At 49.0% G+C, this 21453-nt stretch carries 20 protein-coding genes and 1 tRNA gene; 11 read left to right on the top strand and 10 right to left on the bottom strand.

The window, feature by feature from the left end; genetic code table 11:
• Positions 1 to 71: 71 nt before the first annotated feature.
• From CWM47_RS25900 to pdxH, 5 genes are all read right to left on the bottom strand, one after another.
• A complete protein-coding gene (locus CWM47_RS25900) occupies positions 72 to 290 on the bottom strand; it encodes a DUF6814 family protein (protein WP_100991329.1) in 219 nt (72 codons plus the stop codon).
• 48 nt (positions 291 to 338) lie between these two features.
• A complete protein-coding gene (locus CWM47_RS25905) occupies positions 339 to 1919 on the bottom strand; it encodes an MFS transporter (RefSeq protein ID WP_100991331.1) in 1581 nt (526 codons plus the stop codon).
• A 115-nt stretch (positions 1920 to 2034) separates the two neighbouring features.
• Complete coding sequence (locus CWM47_RS25910) at positions 2035 to 3390, bottom strand: hypothetical protein (RefSeq protein WP_206170543.1); 1356 nt, start codon at positions 3388 to 3390, stop codon at positions 2035 to 2037.
• 114 nt (positions 3391 to 3504) lie between these two features.
• On the bottom strand, positions 3505 to 3927 hold the full coding sequence (locus tag CWM47_RS25915) for an IS1/IS1595 family N-terminal zinc-binding domain-containing protein (protein ID WP_100991333.1): 423 nt from the start codon (positions 3925 to 3927) through the stop codon (positions 3505 to 3507).
• A 171-nt stretch (positions 3928 to 4098) separates the two neighbouring features.
• Complete coding sequence (gene pdxH, locus CWM47_RS25920) at positions 4099 to 4746, bottom strand: pyridoxamine 5'-phosphate oxidase (RefSeq protein WP_100991335.1); 648 nt, start codon at positions 4744 to 4746, stop codon at positions 4099 to 4101.
• Between the two features lie 94 nt (positions 4747 to 4840).
• On the opposite strand from pdxH, the gene CWM47_RS25925 reads away from it, so the two are divergent.
• The 10 genes from CWM47_RS25925 to CWM47_RS25970 all read left to right on the top strand — a co-directional run bounded on the left by CWM47_RS25925 (position 4841) and on the right by CWM47_RS25970 (position 15045).
• On the top strand, positions 4841 to 7204 hold the full coding sequence (locus tag CWM47_RS25925) for a DUF349 domain-containing protein (RefSeq protein ID WP_100991337.1): 2364 nt from the start codon (positions 4841 to 4843) through the stop codon (positions 7202 to 7204).
• A 178-nt stretch (positions 7205 to 7382) separates the two neighbouring features.
• Positions 7383 to 7466, top strand: a tRNA-Thr gene (locus CWM47_RS25930).
• A 241-nt stretch (positions 7467 to 7707) separates the two neighbouring features.
• The gene (locus tag CWM47_RS40680) at positions 7708 to 7881 is read left to right on the top strand and encodes a hypothetical protein (protein WP_240625477.1); all 174 of its coding nucleotides are present in this window, start codon (positions 7708 to 7710) and stop codon (positions 7879 to 7881) included.
• 7 nt (positions 7882 to 7888) lie between these two features.
• Complete coding sequence (locus tag CWM47_RS25940) at positions 7889 to 8221, top strand: sensor histidine kinase (protein ID WP_100991338.1); 333 nt, start codon at positions 7889 to 7891, stop codon at positions 8219 to 8221.
• A gap of 121 nt (positions 8222 to 8342) precedes the next feature.
• The gene (locus CWM47_RS25945) at positions 8343 to 10343 is read left to right on the top strand and encodes a hydroxysqualene dehydroxylase (RefSeq protein ID WP_100991339.1); all 2001 of its coding nucleotides are present in this window, start codon (positions 8343 to 8345) and stop codon (positions 10341 to 10343) included.
• 18 nt (positions 10344 to 10361) lie between these two features.
• A complete protein-coding gene (locus CWM47_RS25950) occupies positions 10362 to 11027 on the top strand; it encodes a transmembrane-type terpene cyclase (RefSeq protein ID WP_100991340.1) in 666 nt (221 codons plus the stop codon).
• Between the two features lies 1 nt (position 11028).
• On the top strand, positions 11029 to 12432 hold the full coding sequence (locus CWM47_RS25955) for a sensor histidine kinase (protein ID WP_100991341.1): 1404 nt from the start codon (positions 11029 to 11031) through the stop codon (positions 12430 to 12432).
• A 63-nt stretch (positions 12433 to 12495) separates the two neighbouring features.
• A complete protein-coding gene (locus tag CWM47_RS25960; RefSeq protein ID WP_100991342.1) occupies positions 12496 to 13551 on the top strand; it encodes an alpha/beta hydrolase family protein in 1056 nt (351 codons plus the stop codon).
• Between the two features lie 70 nt (positions 13552 to 13621).
• Entirely contained in the window at positions 13622 to 14002 is a 381-nt protein-coding gene (locus CWM47_RS25965) for a response regulator (RefSeq protein ID WP_100991343.1), read from the top strand.
• Positions 13999 to 15045: an adenylate/guanylate cyclase domain-containing protein gene (locus CWM47_RS25970; protein ID WP_100991344.1), complete on the top strand. Its 1047-nt coding sequence runs from the start codon at positions 13999 to 14001 to the stop codon at positions 15043 to 15045. Before CWM47_RS25965 ends, CWM47_RS25970 begins: the two co-directional genes overlap by 4 nt.
• An 80-nt stretch (positions 15046 to 15125) precedes the next feature.
• Here the strand turns inward: CWM47_RS25970 and CWM47_RS25975 are convergent, their stop codons facing one another.
• The 3 genes from CWM47_RS25975 to hemC all read right to left on the bottom strand — a co-directional run bounded on the left by CWM47_RS25975 (position 15126) and on the right by hemC (position 17857).
• Positions 15126 to 16334, bottom strand: coding sequence for an ABC transporter permease (locus CWM47_RS25975; protein WP_100991345.1), 1209 nt, complete (start codon positions 16332 to 16334; stop codon positions 15126 to 15128).
• A gap of 159 nt (positions 16335 to 16493) precedes the next feature.
• Positions 16494 to 16931, bottom strand: coding sequence for a GNAT family N-acetyltransferase (locus CWM47_RS25980; protein WP_100991346.1), 438 nt, complete (start codon positions 16929 to 16931; stop codon positions 16494 to 16496).
• Positions 16928 to 17857, bottom strand: coding sequence for a hydroxymethylbilane synthase (gene hemC / locus CWM47_RS25985; protein WP_100991348.1), 930 nt, complete (start codon positions 17855 to 17857; stop codon positions 16928 to 16930). Before hemC ends, CWM47_RS25980 begins: the two co-directional genes overlap by 4 nt.
• 283 nt (positions 17858 to 18140) lie before the next feature.
• On the opposite strand from hemC, the gene CWM47_RS25990 reads away from it, so the two are divergent.
• The gene (locus tag CWM47_RS25990; RefSeq protein ID WP_100991350.1) at positions 18141 to 18551 is read left to right on the top strand and encodes an Hsp20/alpha crystallin family protein; all 411 of its coding nucleotides are present in this window, start codon (positions 18141 to 18143) and stop codon (positions 18549 to 18551) included.
• A 128-nt stretch (positions 18552 to 18679) separates the two neighbouring features.
• Here CWM47_RS25990 and CWM47_RS25995 read toward each other — a convergent pair whose 3' ends face one another.
• Together CWM47_RS25995 and CWM47_RS26000 are read right to left on the bottom strand one after the other, a co-directional pair.
• Positions 18680 to 20053: a PhoPQ-activated pathogenicity-related family protein gene (locus tag CWM47_RS25995; protein WP_100991352.1), complete on the bottom strand. Its 1374-nt coding sequence runs from the start codon at positions 20051 to 20053 to the stop codon at positions 18680 to 18682.
• Between the two features lie 45 nt (positions 20054 to 20098).
• Positions 20099 to 21370 (bottom strand): hypothetical protein, encoded by a 1272-nt coding sequence (locus tag CWM47_RS26000; protein WP_100991354.1) that lies wholly within the window; start codon positions 21368 to 21370, stop codon positions 20099 to 20101.
• Positions 21371 to 21453 lie beyond the last annotated feature (83 nt).

Raw genomic sequence — 21453 nt, forward strand, 5'->3', positions numbered from 1 at the left:
GTTGCCCCTTATTGGGAACAACCGCTTTGTATCGGGCCGGGTGTAAACCAGCGGTCGACCCAGACCGCGTGTCAGTCGTCGTATTCGCCTTGTAAAGCGTATAGACCGAAACGTATTAAACCACCAACAATCAGGGGCATAAGTACGATAACAATGATAAGACCGAAAACCAGGTCATCTGTTTTACCGGAGGCAAGTTTGGGTAAACCCAAGGAGGTGAGGCCAAAGTAGCCTGCCAGTGCTGCCAGACCGAGCCAGACAACGCCCATGAATCGTTTTACTGTGTTCATAATCGACTAATGTTAACGAGTTTATTTTAGAGAAATGTCTGAAGCAGGTTAATCCACTACCTGCGCTTTGTTCTTGATGTAAATCAGTCCGATGGCAAGGCTGACACCCGCCACAATGATTGGATACCAGAGACCTTCCAGGTAAGGGGCTGCATAGGGGAGGGCCGTACCCGCTTTATCGGCAAGCGTATTGGCCTCTTTAGCGCCCGTAGCCAGATAGGTAGCCACGGCTGGCAACAGGCCACCGAAGATACCATTACCGACGTGGTAAGGCAGTGACATGGACGTGTACCGTATCTTGACCGGGAACATCTCGACAAGGAAGGCCGCAATTGGGCCATAAACAAGGGTCACAAAAATCACCTGGATGAACACCAGCCAGATCAGCGACCAACGATCGGTATCCGTAATTTTTACTGTCCTTTTGATTTCAGGTTTCGCTGGTTCAGCGGAGGGATCAGCGGCAATTTTCAGTTTTGTCACTTCGGTCAGTTCTGTACCGTCTGTGTAGGCACGTGTAACGGTTTTCGTTTTGATCGAACCACCGGCAACTTTAGGATCAGACGCTACTGTAGAATCAGCCGTGAAACTGGCGACAACTTCCTGTTTGTTTTTCAGGTTGGTGGTCTGGTACATTTTCTCGTAGATAGTCCGGTAGGAGAGAATAGCTACCAGCATCCCGAACATCATGATACCCTTCCGGCCAATTTTATCAGACAGCCAGCCGAACACAACGAAGAAAGGCGTACCCATCAACAGCGCAACGGTCATTAACTCATCCGACTGGATAGCGTCAACATTACAAACCGTTTTGATAAAGTTCATGGCATAGAACTGGCCTGTATACCAAACCACACCCTGCCCCATCGTAGCACCAAACAGCGCCAGCAACACAAATTTGAAGTTGTATTTGTTGCCAAAGCTTTCTTTGAGGGGATTCGTCGATGTTTTTCCTTCTGCTTTCGCTTTAGCAAACAACGGCGATTCGTGCATATTTTTCCGGATGATGTACGAAACCAGTACCATCAGGATCGACACCAGGAACGGCACGCGCCAGCCCCATTCATCAAACTCTTCTTTCGACATTGACTTGCGGGTCACCAGGATAACCAGCAGCGAGATAAACAGACCGATGGTAGCCGTTGTCTGAATCCAGGATGTCCAGTAACCGCGCTGACCAACGGGCGAATACTCCGCAACATAAGTTGCCGCACCACCGTATTCACCACCCAGGGCCAGACCCTGTAAAAGCCGAAGGACCAGTACCAGGAAAGGAGCCAGATAACCAATAGACTCAAAACTTGGAATCAAGCCAATCAGAAAGGTGGCACCACCCATCAGCATGAGGGTAACCATGAACGTATATTTCCGGCCAATGAGGTCACCTAAACGACCAAAGAAAAGCGCACCAAACGGGCGAACAATGAACCCGGCGGCAAACGTAGCCAGTGTCGATAAAAAAGCCGCAGTAGGATTACCCTCCGGGAAAAACTTGGTGGCAAGTACGGTAGCCAGCGATCCGAAGATGTAAAAGTCGTACCACTCAATGAGCGTGCCGACAGAGGAGGCCCCAATCACGCTTATCAGGCTGCGTGTGTTGGAGGTAGCTTTAGGTGCTTCTGTAATCATGTAAGGAAGAAATTTAGGAAAATGAATGTAGGTACTTGTACGATGGGAATCAATAGGACATTTGTTGCCTGAAAAGAAACGAATACCCAATTAATTACTTGAAAAATTAATAATCTTAGAACGCGTAGGTTGTGGTAAGCAACAAACGCGTATTTGTAAATGACTCGGTATCAGAAACTTTAGCGTCGCTCGTTGAGGTGCCGTAAGCCGCCGATGTGATTTCCAGCTCGGTGCCAATTTTAAATTTACCAGCGATGAACTCAACCCGGGGAGAAACTCGCATCAGATCATTGATAGCCCCACGACCTGACAGTGCAATACCGCGGCCATAGGCAGCAATGGCGTTTATGTCGGCACCCGATGTTGTGCAATAACCGAAAAAGATACCCGGTACCACTACTTTGCCATTGCCCGACAGATCAGCCCAAACGGAGGTGATTTTCGTAGGTTTGTACGACGTTTCGATGCCGTTTACACCGTAGGCCAGATATCCGCCCAGCATAACATGGTCTGTCATGTTTGAGCCCGTCATGGCTTCGGCTTTAAAAGTCACTGACTTACCCACTGCTTTCATATAAACCATCATGGCCGTGCTTCCTACTGTAGCGTTGCTAACACGAAGTGTAGCCCCGGAACCAACCGACAAACGGGGCTTTAACAGCTTGTAATCAAAGGCTGCGCCTGCCACAAATCGATCACTTTTGTATTGTAACTGGGCGTGCATGTTCGGTACGGCCGAGTTACGCAGGTATTCAGATGAACCGGCATTGATACCTATGCTCGTAAAATCGCGCTGAGCAATGGCAGCAATAATCAAATGTACATTTTTGCTCAAATGCTCTGTCAAACGAATTTGCGGGCTTCGGTTAAATGGCTGAAATGGGATACCCGTGTTGAAGTTAATAACGCCGGGAAATACTTCAGGTACAAATAACGGGTGCCAGAACTGACCGAAAGCGATCTGCCGCTTCGACCAGTCGAGTTTGGCCCAGGCGTGACGTAAACGAACAGCACCAACGGCAGCATCGGACGGGCCGAAGAATTCCATTTCCAGTAATCCCGAAACTTTAGCACCAAAGGCATCGGGTCCGCTAAAGGCCATACCCAGGCGGCTATTGATGGCCAGCATGTTAGTATTAGTTACGGCATTTATGTCTTTTCCGTCAATATCCAACTGCTTGTCTTTCGGATACAGATCAACCGAAGCTTCACGTAAAAGAGTGTTTTGACGGGAATCAATCGAAAAATCATTCCGCACAAAACCACTGAATTTAAGCGAAAACGCTGTGGGTGCCGGTGTTTCGGCTGGCTTGGCAACTGTTACCGGTGCAACATCCGCCGGAGTGGCTACGGCAAGGGAGGTAACTGTTGTTGAGGCTGGAACCGTGGCCTGACCTTGACTGAACGCGGGTAGCGTTGCAGTAAGGCAGGCCAGGGCGGTTAGTACGTTACGGGTAGATAATCGATGCACGGTATAAATTTAGGTTTAGGTAAGTGGTAGTTTTTTGACAAGACAAAAGTCAAATCATTCACGCACTCTGCCTAATACCCGATATAGCTATGCAAAATCAGTATAGATGACGCTCTAATCGCTCCGAAAACGTTCCCACTTAATGAGCATAAACTTATCTCCCAGCTCGGTAACAATCATACCAGCCCCTGTTACATTGTCGCGATTACTGAAGTACGCTGCCAATTCGCTCTGATTGAGGATTTTATAAGTAGGATGGTATGAGTTTTTTGCTGGGACCCGTATCTGATATTTCTTCACCCAGTTCATCACCGACACGTGACTAACGCCCAGTAAACGCTCGATTTCCCGGAAACTGACGCCCTCTATGTATAGCTGAAGTGCCTTAATTACGTAATAAGTATCTATACCCTTGCCAACCTTCTGAACCGTGAAATTATAATCGCAGTTTTTGCACCGAAACCGCTGTCGCCCCCCCACAACACCGTTGCGGACGGTTTCCGTATTCTCACATTTAGGACATTTTGAAGAACTCATATACGGTGGGTAATTTTATCTATACATTCTTAGCAAATATATAGTAATTTAGCAAAATCACCCAAATTTATCTATATATAAGTCAATTTCTGGTTTTTTTTGATCAAATGCGGTGGGTTAATTCTGGTATTGCATCAGACAGCAGGGATACTGTCTGATACGACGGTTACATTACGGCGACAGTCGGTCGATTTGCCAGGCCTGACCAATAGCTGTCCGGCTGTACCGAATCCGGTCATGAAGACGGCTGGGTCGGCCCTGCCAGAATTCCAGCGCGTCGGGCACCACCCGATACCCGCCCCAATGTGGTGGGCGTGGCACGGGTTTATCGGCAAACTGAGCTTCGAGTTCATGCTGACGGGCTTCCAGTACGGCTCTATTGTCGATAATAGTGCTTTGGTCTGATACCCATGCCCCGATCTGGCTGCCGCGCGGGCGGCTGTTGAAGTACTCGTCCGACTCCTCTGCACTTACTTTTTCGACAGTTCCCTCAATACGGATCTGGCGTTCGAGTTGGGGGTAAAAAAAAGTAAGAGCGGCAAACGGATGGTCGCTTAACTCGCGCCCTTTACGGCTTTCGTAATTCGTATAAAAGACAAAGCCGGCATCCGACATATCTTTGAGCAGTACAATTCTTCCATCGGGGCGTCCACCGGCAGTTACCGTGCTAATGTGCATGGCATTTGGTTCTGGAACAGACGCGCCGAGTGCCTCATCGAACCATTGCCGAAACTGAGTAAACGGATCGGGTGAAACATCGGTAGTATCTAACCCGTTTAGGGTATATTCATTTCGTAAGTCGCTGATTGCTGACGGCATTGGATGAGTTGTGTTAATGGCTTTTCCATGACTGTACTACAAGAAAATCCGCATATTGTCGTACTTTTGCAAAAGTAATCGGTACGTTCCCAACATGGCAAACCAAGAACAGGAAATTAACCAGCAGCCGGAAACCCAAAACCAGGCTACTGACTCGCTGGCAGTTAATACTCCCGAAGATATCAACAACGAATCGGAGGCATCTGTTACAGCACCCGCTCCAGAACCTACGGTCGAGGATAGCGCTGCAACAACACCCGAATCTGTAGAAGCACCCGTGGCTTCTGCAGACGAGACACAGCCCGAAGCTGTTGGTATTGACGGCACAAATGAAGTACCAACCGCCACACCGGTTGACGAACCCACACCGGAGGCTGCTCCCGTGGAGGCTACATCTGCGCCCGAAGAATCAACTCAGGTTGAAGCCACTGCGCCGGAAACAACGCAGGAGGCCACCCCGGAAGTGAGCGAGCCAGTTGCCGAAGCAGAGGTTGCCCAAACGGACGTTGCCCCAACGGAGGTTGCCGAAGCAGAGCCCACAGCCGATGCTCCCGCAGAGCCGACGGCAGAAGCTGTTGCCAGCGAAGAAATGACAGCACAATATGCTGATGTTCAGGAAGCTGAAGACGAAAGTCCGGTCGCTTCGGTCGCTGACTACAGCCAGTTTTCGAAGGCTGATTTCGTTAATCTTCTCGAAACGCAGATGGCCGCCATCAGCGTCGCTTCAGTTACGCCCGGCGATTTCAAGAAAGCCGATCTGACATTGAAAGAGGTGAAGCCGCTGTTCGACCAGATGAAGCGGGCCGAGCGTGAAGCCGCTTTGCAGGCTTACGTGACGGAGACTGGTGCCGAAGAAGGATTCGAATACAAATACGACGAGTCCGTTCAGCGGTTCGACGAATTATATAAGTTAATCAAGAGTCAGAAAAATACGTATTTCCAGAACCTGGATAAGGCAAAGGATACCAACTTTGCCTCGAAGACGGACTTGCTGACCCGCCTGCGCGAACTGGTCGAAACCGACGAGAACAACGCTGGTGATCCGAAGGTTAGCTGGAACGAGTTTAAGAAAATACAGGACGAGTGGAAAGCTGCCGGGAACATGAACTCCCCGCACAATGCCACACTTTGGGCTACTTACCACGCCCTTGTCGACCGGTATTACAGCAACCGCAATATTTATTTTGAATTAAAAGAACTCGACCGGAAGCGCAACACTAGCCTGAAAACGGAGGTGATCGAGAAAGTTGAAGCCATGGCGAAAGCATCGGAAGAAACGCCGGTAACGCGCCAGACGATCGACGAAGCCAACGCCCTGTTCGAGGAATATAAGCACATTGGTCCAGCCCCTAAAGCTGAGCAGGAAGTGTTGTGGGGACGCATGAAGGCGGCTCTGGATGTACTGTACGATAAACGCCGGGGTCAAACCAATGAGCAGCGGAAAGAGTCGGCACAGTTATACGAAGAGAAGTCGGCTATATACGAAGAATTAGTGCCCATTACCTCATTTGCGTCGAACAGTATTAACGACTGGAACGACAAAACGAAGGCGGTAATGACGTTGCAGGATCGCTGGAATGCCATCAAAGGGCCAATGCCACGCGAAGAAGGCAAGGAACTGAGCAAGAAGTTCTGGGCAGCGTTGAAAACGTTCTTTCACAATAAAGGCGAATTCTTCCGTCAACTCGAAAGCAAGCGGGAAGAAAACCTGCGGGCCAAAGTCGACCTGTGCGAACAGGTAGAAGCTATCCTGGCAGCAGGGGAGGAGTCGCCTGAAATCACGCAGACGGTTATCGAACTGCAACGTCAGTGGAAAAATATTGGTCAGGTGCCTGAAAAGCAGAAGAACAGCATTTTCGACCGGTTCAAAGCGGCCTGCGATGCGTTCTTCAATAAAAAACGCTCCAAGAACCAAGAAACCGAACGCGAATTTGAAGGTAACCTAGCCAACAAAATTGCGTTGATCGAACGGATCGAAGCGGCCGCTACGGCCAACGCCGACCTATCCCAACTGAATGAGTTCAAGAAGGAGTGGAACAGCATTGGGTTCGTGCCGAAAAAAGATATGCAGTCTACCCAAAAGCGGTATATCAATGCGGTGAACGCACTGGTTGGCTCAACGGGTAAAATACCGGCAAAAGATAAAGAGCGCATCATGCTGCAAAGCGAAGCCGAAGCAACCCGTCCGGGTCGCAGCGATCGTGGTGACCGGGGTGATCGTGGCGACTACAATCGCGGCAATCGCGATGGGGGTAATGTGGAGAACAAACGCGAAAGTGATATTCGTCGGCGCATCACATCCATCGAGAACGACATTGCAACTTATCGAAACAACATTGAGTTTTTTGCCCGGTCGAAAAACGCCGATAAACTCCGCGCCGACATTGACCGGAAAATTGCCGACGCCGAGAAACAGCTGGATGACCTGCGTCATCAACTGCGTGTGGCTCAGGCATAGTACCTAACCACAAAGACGAAAAGGTATGGCGTAACGAGCGCAAAGAAGATAATTAATTGCGCTCGTTACGCCATACCTTTTCGTCTTTGCGTTAAAAAAAATAGTGCCTCCACTTGCATAGAAAAGCGAAAAAGCCTACTTTTGCATCATGATTCGGAAACGAATCAAGTAAAGAGTTGCCAGTGTCGGATAGCGGTCGATTCCGCCTGATTTGTAATCAGGATGCGCAAGCGCGTCGGGGGTTCGAATCCCTCCACTGGCTCATTGATTATTAAGCACTTACAGAAATACTGTAAGTGCTTTTTTTATGTGGTTGCAAAACATTTTTGATAGTTGCCGTGGGATGTAACGTCTACGGATCAATTCCAAAAGTTGGGATCAATTCCAAAAGTTGTGGAGAGCGTTGTATTTTTCTAGGTTTGTGTTCTTAATGGATCAATTCCAAAAGTTGTGGAGAGCGTTGTATTTTTCTAGGTTTGTGTTCTTAATCAAACCTACTTGCTTTGGAGAGTTTCTTACCCATCATCCAGTTCCTGTTGCCTGAGTTTATTCTGGAAAATTTCGAATTGACATCCATTGACCGGCTCCAGGGCGTCTTTCACGTTCATATCGAAGAGAAAAATGCCGATCAGCGGGATCCGGAACGTAAAAACCTACTCTCCAAAGGTTTCTTCTAGCTAGCTAGTGCTGAACCTGTTCACCAATGCGTTTTATGCGGTTCAGCAGCGCCAGAAGCAGGCGGGCAGTGAATCGGGTTACCAGCCCACGGTGAGAGTGAGCACGCGCTGTGCCGGTAGTGAAGTGGTGATCAAGGTGATCGACAACGGGACGGGTATGTCGGAGGAGGTTCAGCAGAAGATTTTCCAGCCCTTTTTCACCACCAAGCCCACGGGGGAGGGGACGGGGTTGGGTCTGTCGCTGGCTTATGAGATCATCACCAAGGGGCATCAGGGCAGCCTGAAGGTAGCCAGTAAAGAAGGAGAAGGAACAACGTTTCTGTTGAAATTGCCGGGTTGAAAGAGATTCGGCTGAAATGCCCACCTTTTAGTTGGCATACTATTGACTACCAGTAGGTTACTTTTGGGATTTTAGATAAATAACGTACATTGTCTTTCCTCTAGTCCTATCCTCTTGATCTATGCCAAAAGTTGTAATACTCGGTGGTGGCGTTGCCGGTATGAGCGCAGCCCATGAATTAATTGAACGCGGCTTTTCGGTCGATGTATACGAGAAAAAACCCTATTATCTTGGCGGCAAGGCCCGTAGTGTAAATGTTCCCGGATCGAACCCCGCCGATCCCAATGGAATGAACCCTACCGCTCCCGGCAGCAGTAAGCATTCGCTACCCGGAGAACATGGCTTTCGTTTCTTTCCGGGTTTCTACAAGCACATTACGGATACCATGAAACGGATACCGTACACAAACGCGGCTGGTCAGAAAAACCGCCAGGGGGTGTTCGATAACCTTGTGGATGTAACCCGTGTTGGTATCCTCCGCAATGGCAAAAAGCCTATCATTACGATTGTTAGTTTCCCAAAGTCACTGGCCGACATTGAAGCAGCTATTGGCGTATTGCATACACACGATACCGGTTTGCTGCCGGGCGAAGCCAGATTCTTTGCCGGTAAGGTTTGGCAGCTTATGACTTCCTGCCAGAGAAGGCGCGACCTGGAGTATGAAAAAGTTGGCTGGTGGCAGTTTATGGATGCTGACGGCCACAGCCATGCCTACCAGCATCTATTGGTAGAAGGTCTTACACGCACACTCGTGGCGGCCAATGCCAAATTTGCCAGTACGAAAACCGGGGGTGATATTTTTATTCAGCTCCTGTTCAACATTGCCAATCCCGGCATGCATACAGACCGCGTTCTGAATGGGCCCACAAACGATGTGTGGTTGGACCCGTGGGAGGACTACCTGACAAAAAAGGGCGTTCGATTCTTTAAAGGGGCGTTGATTGAAGAGGTCGTTTGCGACAAGGGTCATGTTACGTCCGTACAGATTCAGGACTGGCAAAAAGCACTGGCTGCCGAGAATCCGTCGGCCGTACCCGTACCATCCAATGCCTCCCCTAAGACTCAGGCGGCTCAACCCGTACCGGATCGGTTTGCCTACGATCCGCCCGCTGTTGGCGACTACTACTTGCTGGCCACACCCGTCGAAGTAACAGCCGTGCTACTCTCCAATGAGGTTAAGAAAAGTATTGGTAGTCTTGAACACATCGACGAATTAGCTGCCGATGTGGCGTGGATGAATGGCATTCAATTCTACCTGAATCAGGTGGTTGAGGTGGTGCATGGGCATTGTATTTACGTCGACAGCGAGTGGGCCCTGACATCTATTTCGCAATTGCCTTTCTGGGGTGATTTCGATATAAATAAGCGAGGGGATGGGCTTGTAAAAACTATTTTTTCGGTAGATATCTCAGATTGGGAGGCTGCCAGCCCCGCCGAGCCAGGGTTGCCGTCCCTGAAAGCCAGAGAATGCCAGACTTTCGATCAAATAGCCGACCGGGTATGGGCGCAACTCAAGCGAAGTTTGAACGTGAATGGCACGGTAGTGCTCACCGACGATATGAAGCAGGGCGTTTATATGGATCATGACGTACCTTATCGGGGCTATTACCTTGACCATGACCTAAACGAGCAAGTACCCCCCAATGTGGCCGACCCAACCGCTTCGGCTGTGGGGAAGCAGAAGGAAGGAAAACGGGTGCTGGTCGATCACGAGCCGCTTCTGGTCAATACCGTTAACAGTTGGGCCAACCGCCCGGATGCCTTTCTGCCGGGTTTGTCAAACCTGTTTCTGGCGTCGGATTACGTGCGCACCAATACAGATTTGGCCACCATGGAAGGTGCCAATGAAGCAGCCCGGCGAGCTGTTAACTGCATCATTGACTTATCGGGCGTCGATGCGTCGCCCTGTCGTGTCTGGAATTTGCACGAACCGGTATTTTTTGCGCCCTTCAAGTGGTATGATGCCTGGCGTTACCGGCTTGGTATGCCTTACCGAAAAACACCGGGCTGGTTCGATGCGCTCATGGTGGTCTGGGGCGTGGCCTATGCCGCCGGATTTCTGCTCTACACCGCCTGGACGGCCGTTACGTCCTGGATAAGCCAGCTTACTAAAAATTCCTGACGTTCACGATAACCTCCTATGAATCAACCTTTACTGAACCTTCGCGATTATACTCCTCTAGAGCTTATTACATTTGGCGCCGGCTGTTTTCTCTGGATCGTTGTCTATTTTTTTACCCTTCGAAGCATATTTAAACGTCAATTTGTCGAAATTCCGATTGTTACCATCTGGGGCAACATTGTGTGGGAGTTTTTATGGAGTTGGGTGTTCGTGCCGGATATCGGTAGTTTGTTTATGTGGGGCTACCGTGTCTGGTTTTTTATGGATTGCCTGATCGTATATGGAGCATTTCGGTATGGCCACAAACAGGTTACACTACCCCAGATTAACAGACATCTTGGCCTGTTGAGCGTATTGGGTATTCTGGCATGGGCGCCATTACTTTATTTTTATATTGACATCTACGACGCTCCACTGAGCAAAATGGGGGCCTATTCGGGCTATTTGTTGAACATACTCATCTCGGCGCTTTATATTCCCCTGGCGCTTCGGCTAAATGACTGGACATTATTTTCGTACCCAACTGCCTGGTGCAAGGGTATTGGCACCCTGCTCATTTCTGTGTTTTGCTTCCTTCATTTTACAGATGGCTTCCTATTGACCATGTGCGTTCTGACGGCTTTGCTCGATGGGGTGTATATTTATCTATTTTCGCAACAGCGCAACCAACCACTCGTGTCGTAGTATGAAAAAAAGCCTGTTCAAAAAGGGCGAGATATGGAACCTGTTCGGGTTCGATGGGTTAGATGCTGAAGAGTTCAAGAAGCGAACGACGGCCGTACAACTGGCTATTTTTACGGCTGCATCGGGCGTAGTCTATGCGCTGATCTATGTTTTTCTGGGCTTTCCATCGGTAGCTTATGTCATCTACATTTACATTCCTATTTGTCTGTTAAATCTGATCTACCTGCGTATCTCACACCGATATGATGTCTTTGGGGTTGTTCAACTGGCGCTGATTTTCCTGTTTCCGCTGGTCACTCAGTTAACAATTGGTGGGTTTGTTGAAGCTAGTGCCGTTGTGTTCGCTGTCTTTCTGGCTCCTGCGGGCGCCCTGCTATATACCCGGCGTAGTGTAGCCCGGATTAGCTTTTATCTATTTGTGATCGTAATTATCGCAGCCGCTGTCTGGGAATATCAGTATGGGCGGCAGGAGCCAGTGCTGCCCCGTGGTGTGATACTTACGTTTTTTGCCTCTAATCTGGTCACAATTTGCGGAATCGTTTATTTTCTGCTCGAAAGCTTCCTGCAAAAACAGGAAGAGTTACGGGCCGAGTTGCGGCAATCGCTCGATACACTCCGCACCACGCAGGACCAGTTGATACAGGCCGAAAAAATGGCTAGTTTGGGGGAATTGACCGCTGGCATAGCCCACGAAATTCAAAACCCGCTCAACTTCGTCAAAAATTTTTCGGAAGTTTCAATTGAGCTGATCCAGGAACTAAGCGATGAACACGCAAAAGGAGATCAACGCGACCAAGTGCTGGAAGCGGACCTAATGGCCGACCTCTCGCATAATATGTCCAAAATCAGCCATCATGGAAACCGGGCGTCGAGTATTGTCAGGGGTATGCTGGAGCACTCGCGGCAAAGTTCCGGGCAAACAGTGCCGACTGATTTGAACGCTTTATGTAATGAGTACATAGGGCTGGCCTATCATGGTTTACGAGCCAAAGACAAGTCATTTAATGTTGATCTGGTCAAGGACTTAGCGCCCGATTTGGGACTGGTAAACCTTATTTCGCAGGATGTAGGTCGGGTTTTGTTGAATTTGTGTACAAATGCATTCTACGCCGTTCATCAACGCCAGAAGGTAATGGGGGAGCTTTATAAGCCTCGTGTACAAATCAGTACAAGGCGGATCAACAATAAAATTACGATTCAATTGATTGACAACGGAACCGGTATACCCGCCGACATTCGTCAAAAAATTTTCCAGCCGTTTTTTACGACTAAACCACCCGGACAGGGTACAGGTCTGGGCTTGTCATTAGCCTACGACATCATTACAAAAGGACATGGAGGAACGCTCACCGCAGAGAGCGTAGAAGACAAAGGGACAACTTTCACGATTACATTACCCGCTTAACCTGATAATGAATACAAATTACCTGAACTGAAATGAAGTAATTAATTAACCATTCATCAACTCATGCGCAACCTGTATCTGGTCTTTCTAACCCTCATTCTTCACTGTGTTACCTATGGGCAAAGTACGCCACCAAGCCAAACAACGGCTTCGCCAACGGATCTGAATGAACGTATTCGGATGCTGGAGGAAAATCTCCGGTTAGCGAATCAGGGGTTGGCTAAAACCGTTGACGACCTGCTTTGGTACCAGAAGCTGGGCGATGTGGCTGCCATTGATAAGATTCGGTATGGCAGCAAGCCGCCCCATGTTGTCAAGAATCCGACAGGTCAAGGAGCGACAAACCCGGTTGTCATTCCGGCTTATACGTTTGTGCCAAAGAAGTTTACGTCAGCTAAAAAACTGCCGCTTTTGATTTTTGTACATGATGGGATTCATGGCGATTTCAGTACGCTTTATGCACACGTTGTTCGTGAGCTACTCGATCAGGGATACCTGATTATCGCCCCAGAGTACAGGGGAAGTGCTGGCTATGGCGGTGAGTTTTATAAACAGATCGACTACGGGGATTACGAAAACGACGATGTACTGGCCGGGAAACGATGGGCGGTTGAAAACATGCCGCAAGCAGACCCCGATCGCGTAGGCATCATTGGCTGGAGCCATGGGGGCATGATCTCGCTGATGAATATTTTCGATCACCCCGACGATTATAAAGTGGCCTATGCCGGTGTGCCCGTTACGGATATTATTGCCCGGTTAGGCTACAAGCCGCAGGCATACCGAACCATTTTTTCGGAGGCTACCCACATTGGCAAAGACCCGTCCGATAATGTAGCCGAATACCGCCGTCGGTCGCCGGTCTGGAACGCCCAGAAACTTAAAACGCCCCTTCTGATTCACACCAATACAAACGACGAAGACGTAAACGTGCTGGAAGTTGAGTCGCTGATCAACGCATTGAAAGCGCATGAGAAAAAATTCGAGTACAAAATCTATCAGGATGCACCCGGCGGGCATAGCTTTAACCGACTCGATACGAAGCTGGCCCGCGATTCGCGCGAGGAAATTTACAAGTTTCTGGCCCGTTATCTGACCCCGCCAAGCCCGTTGAGATAAAAAGGAACATAGACAGTTTTAAAGAAGGCACGAGTCAAATTTCTATATTTGATGTATACCTCACTCTTTTATGAAGAAAATTTTAGTGGTTGACGACGAAACAGACGTAAAAGACCTATTTCTCCAACGCTTTCGTCGCGAGATTCGTAATGCCGAGTTCCAGTTAGCATTTGCCAATTCGGGCGAAGAAGCATTGACTTATCTGGCCGGTCATACATCGGAAGTTATCCTGATTTTATCCGATATTAATATGCCCGGCATGAGCGGTTTTGAGCTGCTGCGGCACATACGGCAGGATTTTCAGGCACCTCCACCCCCCGTTGTCATGATGATTACGGCCTATGGCGACCCCGACTCGGAGCGGCAGGCCGTTTCGTTGGGCGCGAACGATTTTTTAACAAAACCCCTCGACTTTACAGTCCTCAAACAAAAACTTCACGATTTAGCATGAAGGCCAAAATATTGGTGGTTGATGACGAGACAGATCTTGAACTGCTTATCAAGCAGAAGTTTCGACGACAGATACGGGAAAAACAATACGAATTCATCTTTGCGCACGATGGTGTAGAGGCTTTGGAGGTTCTGGCGCAGGAGCCGGATACAGATATGGTGCTGACCGATATCAATATGCCCGGCATGGATGGTCTGACGCTGTTGATCAAACTTCACGAAAACAACCCAATGCTCAAGGCCGTCATTGTGTCGGCTTATGGGGACATGGACAATATTCGCACTGCCATGAACCGGGGGGCATTTGATTTCGTGACCAAGCCTGTCAATTTTGAGGACCTGGAGTTGACAATGCAGAAAACGATGGAGTATGTGATGCAACTTCGTAAAACGCTGCAAGCCATTAAAGAAAACAACATTTTGCGGATGTATGTCGATGAGTCGGTGTTGACGTTTATGAATCGGCCCGAGTTCGAAACATCGTTGTCGGCAAGCGAAACTGTTGTAGCTACCGTTCTTTTTATTGATATCTGTGGTTTTACTGCCATTTCAGAACGCGAATCAGCCGATACGGTCGTGCGTCTGGTGAATCGCTATTTCGACGTGATGGTTAAGGAAATCATTGCGCAGGGAGGCTACGTCGATAAGTTTATGGGCGATGCTGTGATGGCCGTTTTTCGGGGGGAGTATCACTTCGACCGGGCCATTGAAGCGGCACTTGCTGTGCGAACACAGGTAACTACGCTTGAAGACAACCTGCCCAATCACCCAAACTATCACCCGCAGGTATCTATCGGCATCAACACCGGCGAAATGGTGTCGGGTAATATTGGTTCAGCCACACTCCGGCGTCTGGATTACACCGTAATTGGCGATGCGGTCAACATGGCTCAGCGTTTGCAATCGGTGGCTCAGGCTGGCCAAATTGTCATTGTCGAATCGGCACAACAGCAAATCGCCGAGTCGTTCACCTGCGAACGCATCGGCGAAGTAACCTTAAAAAACAAATCCGCCCCCGTGGTGATCTACAATGTGGTGGGATGAATTGATTTACGATGTACGAGTTACGATGTACGAGTGGGGCTAACGCATAAGAAATCGTACATCGTAACTCGTACATCAGTCTATTCTTCCGCCAGCGTTCTTGAGATGTTCATGCGGTAAACGCCCAGAGCAGGTAGAGCAGCCGCCAGAAGGCCAATAAGGATGGCAACGCCTAACAAAATCCATTCTTCGGGCAGGATACCGAAGGCCGCCAGATTGTAATGATATTCTGAGGAGACACTACTCGAAAATAGCCATAATCCAATACGGCTGAGGAGAATGCCCAAAACAAATCCTATCAGTGCCAGCACCAGCCCTTCCAGTAGCAGCATACCAAAAAGCTGGGCGCGGGTTGCACCCATAGACAGCATCAGAGCCATTTCATAACGTCTTTCCTTCAACGAGTTATAGAGGGAGACAAATACGCTGATGCCGGAAATAAGCATAATGACAATGGCCAGCCCCCGCAGGGTTTCGACACCCACGCCGAGTAACGAGAACAGCCTATTAATTTCAATATTGGGTAGGGCGGCCTGAAGTTTGGAGTTGCTGTTGATACCCCGTGCCAGCATCATACCCATCGGATTCCGAAATTTGATAAGCATGCTCGTAATCTCGCGGGGTTCTTCCGGGCCTTCCGTAGCATCGGCGGCTGGTGCTTCATGTTCTTCGTGATGCTCATGAATGGCCCAGATGCTGGAAAGTGGTGTAAGAATGAGTTGGTCGGTAACGGTGTTTGTACCACTCAAAATGCCAACAACTTTGTATTTCGTATCGGCATGTACTTCGCCATCCTTGTCGAGGCCGTGCGAGCCGGAGAAGGTATCCCCAATTTTCAATCCTGTAACAGCCGCCACACGGGGTCCGATAACGGTCTCTAAATCCTGTTGGAATAGCTTGCCCTGGGCTACGGTAGCTCCAAAGTGATCGAGGTATTTTTTGCTGGTGCCAACAATACGAAACGACTGGTAATTATCGCCCATCGACAGGGGGATGGCCGTTTTGATCATTGGGTTGCGCGTTAGCCGTTCGGCTTCATCAAGCGAAATATTGCCGACCGGCGAGTCGATCTGGTATATACTGGACAGAATCAACTGGAGCGGGCTTCCTTTAGCGCCCAACACCATATCGATGCCCTTTATATTTTTGCGAAACTGATCATCGAGTTGCTTGTTGAGCAAGAGTAGCAGCGAAATAATCGTGATGCCAAATGTCATCAAAAGCCCACTCAGGAAACTGCTTAGTGGTTTGTCTTTAAGATTACTCCAACTAATTCTGAACAGATTCATAGTATTTTAAAGATAAACGCAAAAGCCGCCAAGTATAGGGTAAAGAACGCAAAGAAAGGTTTTTTTGCGTTAAGTAGCGCGGACATCCTGTCCGCGTAGCCGAAGGCTAATTAGCGCAATATTAGCTTTCGGCTACGCGGACAGGATGTCCGCGCTACATTACAAATCCAGCTTAAAATGATGACTGGTGATGTTAAATCCTTTCTTTAAATAAAGTCGATGGGCATCGTAACGGGCCGGGTTCTGGCCCGAGTCGAGCGATACGCACTGGCAACCAGACTGGCGAGCCTGCTCTACCACAAAATCGACCAGCATACTTGCATATCCCTTGCCTCGCGCACTGGGAAGTGTAGAAAGATCGTCGATATAAATGGTTTTGCCGCTGTACAGAAAATTCAATGTTCGGTAGCCCATCACTGCCGAAGCGGGTTCTGAGGGGTCTTCGGCAGGTACAAACGCCAGTACAAAACCTTCGTTGGCTTGTTGAAAGCGTATTTGCTCGAAGGCTTGCTCAGAGGTCAAGTGCGGACGAAGGGCCAGCATAGCGGGTAAACACAGCCGAATATCAGCGTCTGATTGGGCAATTGTTGGGATCATAACTGTGCGCGAATGTCAAGTAATAGAGCGTCGCCCCCACGAGCCAGAATGGCTTCGGCTAGTGAATGTCCCAGCAAATGAGATTCTTCGGGTGGGCCTGTAAACGTTTCTTTTAACAACTGACTGCCATCCAGGCTCACCAGCCCACCGCTCAGGCTAATGGTTTGTTCATCGGTCCATTGGGCAAGGGCAAACGATGGAATACTGCAACCACCCTCAAGTCGTGCCAGAAAGGCCCGCTCGGCCCGCAGGCAGGCGGCTGTTGGGGCATGGTTGATGAGCCGCGTGATGGCTTCGCTAAGGTCGTCGCTCAAGGATGGTGTGGCAACTTCGATGGCAATACTTCCCTGCCCAACGGCGGGGGTAAATTCGGTAAGAGGCAAGCGTTCCACAATCAGATCGTCGTAGCCCATACGGTGAACACCGGCATAGGCCAGTAACAGCGCATCGCAGTGCCCCTCGTCGAGTTTACGAAGCCGCGTTTGCAGATTCCCGCGCATATCAACGGTGGTCAGGTGCGGGCAGTAATGTTTCAGTAACGCCACCCGCCGGGTAGAAGACGTGCCAATCCTGAACGACTCTCCACCCATCAGGGAAAGATTTTTGTTACGGCTGACAAGGACATCGTTGGCTGGTTCGCGCTCAGTGAAGGCAATAATATGAAGATCGGGAGGGAGGATGGACGGCAGGTCTTTGGCACTATGAACGGCAATGTCAATGGCTCCTGTCCGCAGTTGATCTTCCAGTTCCTGCGTGAAAACGCCTTTGCTGCCAATCTTCGAGAGTGACCGGTCGAGAACCAGATCACCCTTTGTTTCGATGAGCACTAACTCTGAAGTCAGACCGCCTTGTTGAAGTAATGTTTGTATATGTTCTGCCTGCCAAACCGCTAGTCGGCTGCTCCGTGTTCCAATTCTGATATGCATGATTTAACAAAGATACAGCATGAAAACCGGCTTTTCGAACTTCAGGCAGATTGTGGTAATGTGTAGAAAGACAACCACATACAGACCATAAATCGCAACACTATTGCTTCTGTATAAATAGACAATAAAAAATGGCGAAACAGGGGTTCATCGTGTCAAAACGGCATAATATAGCCAATATGTAAGCTGTTTGGCTGACAAGCTGGCCGAAAAAACGGTTACAATCTGGTTAGGCACGACGTTTGTTTATTAACTACTACTTGAACAGTAAATAAAATCCACTATGAAAGCGATAGAAAATGTGTTTAAAGGAACAGGCGGTCAAATCGACTTGCTAAACACGCTCTACGGTGGTTCGACTCAAACGACCATGAACGTGGACAAGGAAGACGAGCGCCTTGTTATAACCCTGTCTGCTCCCGGAGTAAGCGCCAATTCATTTAACGTGCTGGTTGAGGGCAGTAAACTCGTTCTCTATACGTTGTTGGTCAGCACGTCCACTAATCAGCTACAAAACGATGGTACTAGTCAGCGGCTGGCTGTCCCTATGTTTTTGCGGGTGCTGGACATTCCCTCTTTTGTTGATGTCGATCATATCGAAGCCGTTCATGAACATGGCCGGGTATTGGTTATGCTGCCCTTTAATGACAATGAATATATGCACCGTAAAATTGACATCAAAAATCTCTTTTAGCAGTCTGTGCATCTCTCCCGGAGCCTCAATTTGGTTCTGTATCCTATAGATCAGTTCGAAGCCGCTTCTACGGAAGTGGCTTTTTGTTTGTTCTCAAATGAACGGTCAGGAGTTGAACTTTACGCTGCTTATTTCAGGAATACCTCATCCGTATCGGTCAAAAACATCCGGGTGCTTTCGGTGTAAGTGCCACCCGTGGGGGCTTTATAGGTTAAGTCTACATAAAACGCCCGGTAACCCGAGGCAGGATATAATTCATTGACTGAAAACGTTGCTTTGTTTTTGATTCCCAAACTTTTCCCCGACCATTTCTCATCCTGAAAAATCATGTCTGTCGAATTGGCCGACCAGACTATAACGTTCTCCAGCTTATCGGGGGTCGCTTTTAGTGTGAGGTCTACACCCTTTTTAGTCGTCGATATAGTCCATTGACACTTTGGATAGGGTTGCTTGTTCAGGGTCATGCCGAAGAAAGCACTTAATGCTTCCAGCGCCTGTCGTTTGTCGCCCAGATCATGCCCAACATTGGGGACGTAATGAATGAAATTCTCGCCCGGAATCTGGCCAATATAATGCTTCACCGCGTCGACCGTCCAGTACTCATCGTTGGTGCCCATAAAGAGCATTTTGGGCATGGTTAGTTTTTTTCGGTATGAGTACGGATCAATCATTTCGTTGATAGCTATTCCCTCTTTTGTGTGAACTGTTTGCGGTATACCGATTTTCACATAGTCTTCAATCTGTTCGCTGTACTTATTCCAGATTTTCATCTGATAATCCAGATTGACCGGCATATTCAGAATATCAATGACCATAGGGGCAATGGCAACGGCCCGTTTGTCGCTTGCACCCGTGAGCCAGGTTGTCCAGCCGCGCTTGGACGCGCCCGACACAACAAACCGATTCACATCTTTATGGAGTGTCTGTTTGGCCAGTTCCTGAATGGCGTCCATTGCCCGAACGGCACTTTTCACCATCGGAAAAAGTAACGGCCACGAATAATCACCATCTTTTTTGAACTGATACAGCGTGTACGTAATCAGCGCGTCTTCGGTCAGGTTATCATAAAGCGGCTGATTGGGTGTTTGCCGGAGTACGGCCACAATAGCTTTGTTTTTTGTCGCCAGCGTACTCATTGCCCGATTAAACCCATCTTCGTGTCCGTTCCAGCGTGGTTCGCCATCTTTTATTGATCCGCCAGTAATGAATAGCAAGGCACCATCCTGGTTAATTTCCTTCGGAACCATTACCGTGAGTTGATGTTTCCAGATGTGCTCCCGCCATTTTTGAGATGTCAGCAGTACCTCATAGGCGGTAATATCGCCATAGGTATAGGTATCTTTTATTTCCCATTTAAACGACTGATCGCCATTTTTCAGGTAGCTTTCCAGTGCCGTGGCGGGTGTGATGCCATCGGTTGGTTTCGGGAGGATAAAGGAGAAAAGGGCAATGGAGCTGATCAGGCCTACAAGGACAAGCGTTTTAAGGAAATTCGGTTTCATCGATTGTGAGGGGTTTAGTTTGAGTAACGTGAGTGAAAACCCGCGCTACTTTTTATACGAATCAGCCTGCGGTGACTCAGCAATTAATTTCAGGGCTTCGGGCATATAGATTTCGGCGGTGTTTTCGCCAAGGCTTGTGCGGCTGATGTACTCGTACCGTTTGAAACTATTAAAATCTACTTTAGTGAGCATGTAGCCAAACGCGTCGTTTGTCAGCCCGAATAGCAAAGGGACATTGGCTTGCATGTGGCGTTTGATATAATACCCGATATTCGGCAGGGCTTCGCCTGGAATGGTCAGAATTTGTGCGGTGCCGATGTTGAGTAAATTCACCTGAGCCACAACCTTGTCTCCGGCGGCTACGTCATAGTTCAACGGGGAGTTTTTGACAATATATTTCATTATATCCGACTCAATAGGAAACGAGACACGACGAACGGCACAGAAAAGCGTTGGGTTTGGTTGTGGGTTGGCGGGGCTCAGGATGCGTAAGGCTTCGTCGGCCAGCAACTCGCCAATTCGGACACATTCTTCCCAAGTGTTTGCTTCCTTCGTATTTTCCCGCCGATTGTCGGCCGTTACCATACCGCCCTGGGCGCTGTTCATGAACAGGGCCACTCCCCCCACTTTCGATTCCAGTCGGCTGCAAAGCGGACCGCATAAATCAGGGCTGAGAATGCCCCGATCCGAGCCAATTACTTCTGGATGGATAGCATAATTGACGAGTGTGACAATGGGTTTGCCTGCATTCTCGCCAGATGTTGCCGTGGCCTGGATAACTCCGCAGCGAGGGTCGTATAGCTCGGGGGCGTAATAGTTATAGGCAATTTGGCCTTTCGCATCGCCAACCGCGATTTTTAGTGTAGCCGGGCTTACAGTAGCTAAGGCTTCATTGACAGCGTCGGCTATAGCCTGTACGCATTTGTTCAGATAAGCAAGGTCAGCAAACGATTCGCCTTTCTCATTCGGGAAACCGTAGGCATCGGGGCCGCTGTGTGTATGCGTGCAGCCAATAAGGATATTTTCGGGTGGAATGCCCTTTATCAGTGCTCTCGATTTGTTGCCAAGTACGGATGGCCACCCCAGGTTGTCGACGCTAACGATGGCAATACGCGTAGCGCCTTTTTCGAAGACACAGGCTCTCACATAGAGTTCCCCTTTTTTCTCGACTGCTTTTTTGGGCGTACCAATACCCCCCGAAACCGGTAACAAAGGATTGGGCGTGATAAGCCGGACGGCGGCTCCCGCTTTGAAGTCCTGTGCCAAAGCGGGAAAGATCAGGCCTAAAAAAGTAACTAGCAGAAGGAGTTTTTTCATACTTTGATAGCACAAGGCTCTTGCCTTGTGCTGTTATCATCCGGCCTCTGGCCGAATAAACCCGATGTTGTCTATTCGGCCAG

The sequence above is a fragment of the Spirosoma pollinicola genome, assembly GCF_002831565.1.
GTDB classification, from domain to species: domain Bacteria; phylum Bacteroidota; class Bacteroidia; order Cytophagales; family Spirosomataceae; genus Spirosoma; species Spirosoma pollinicola.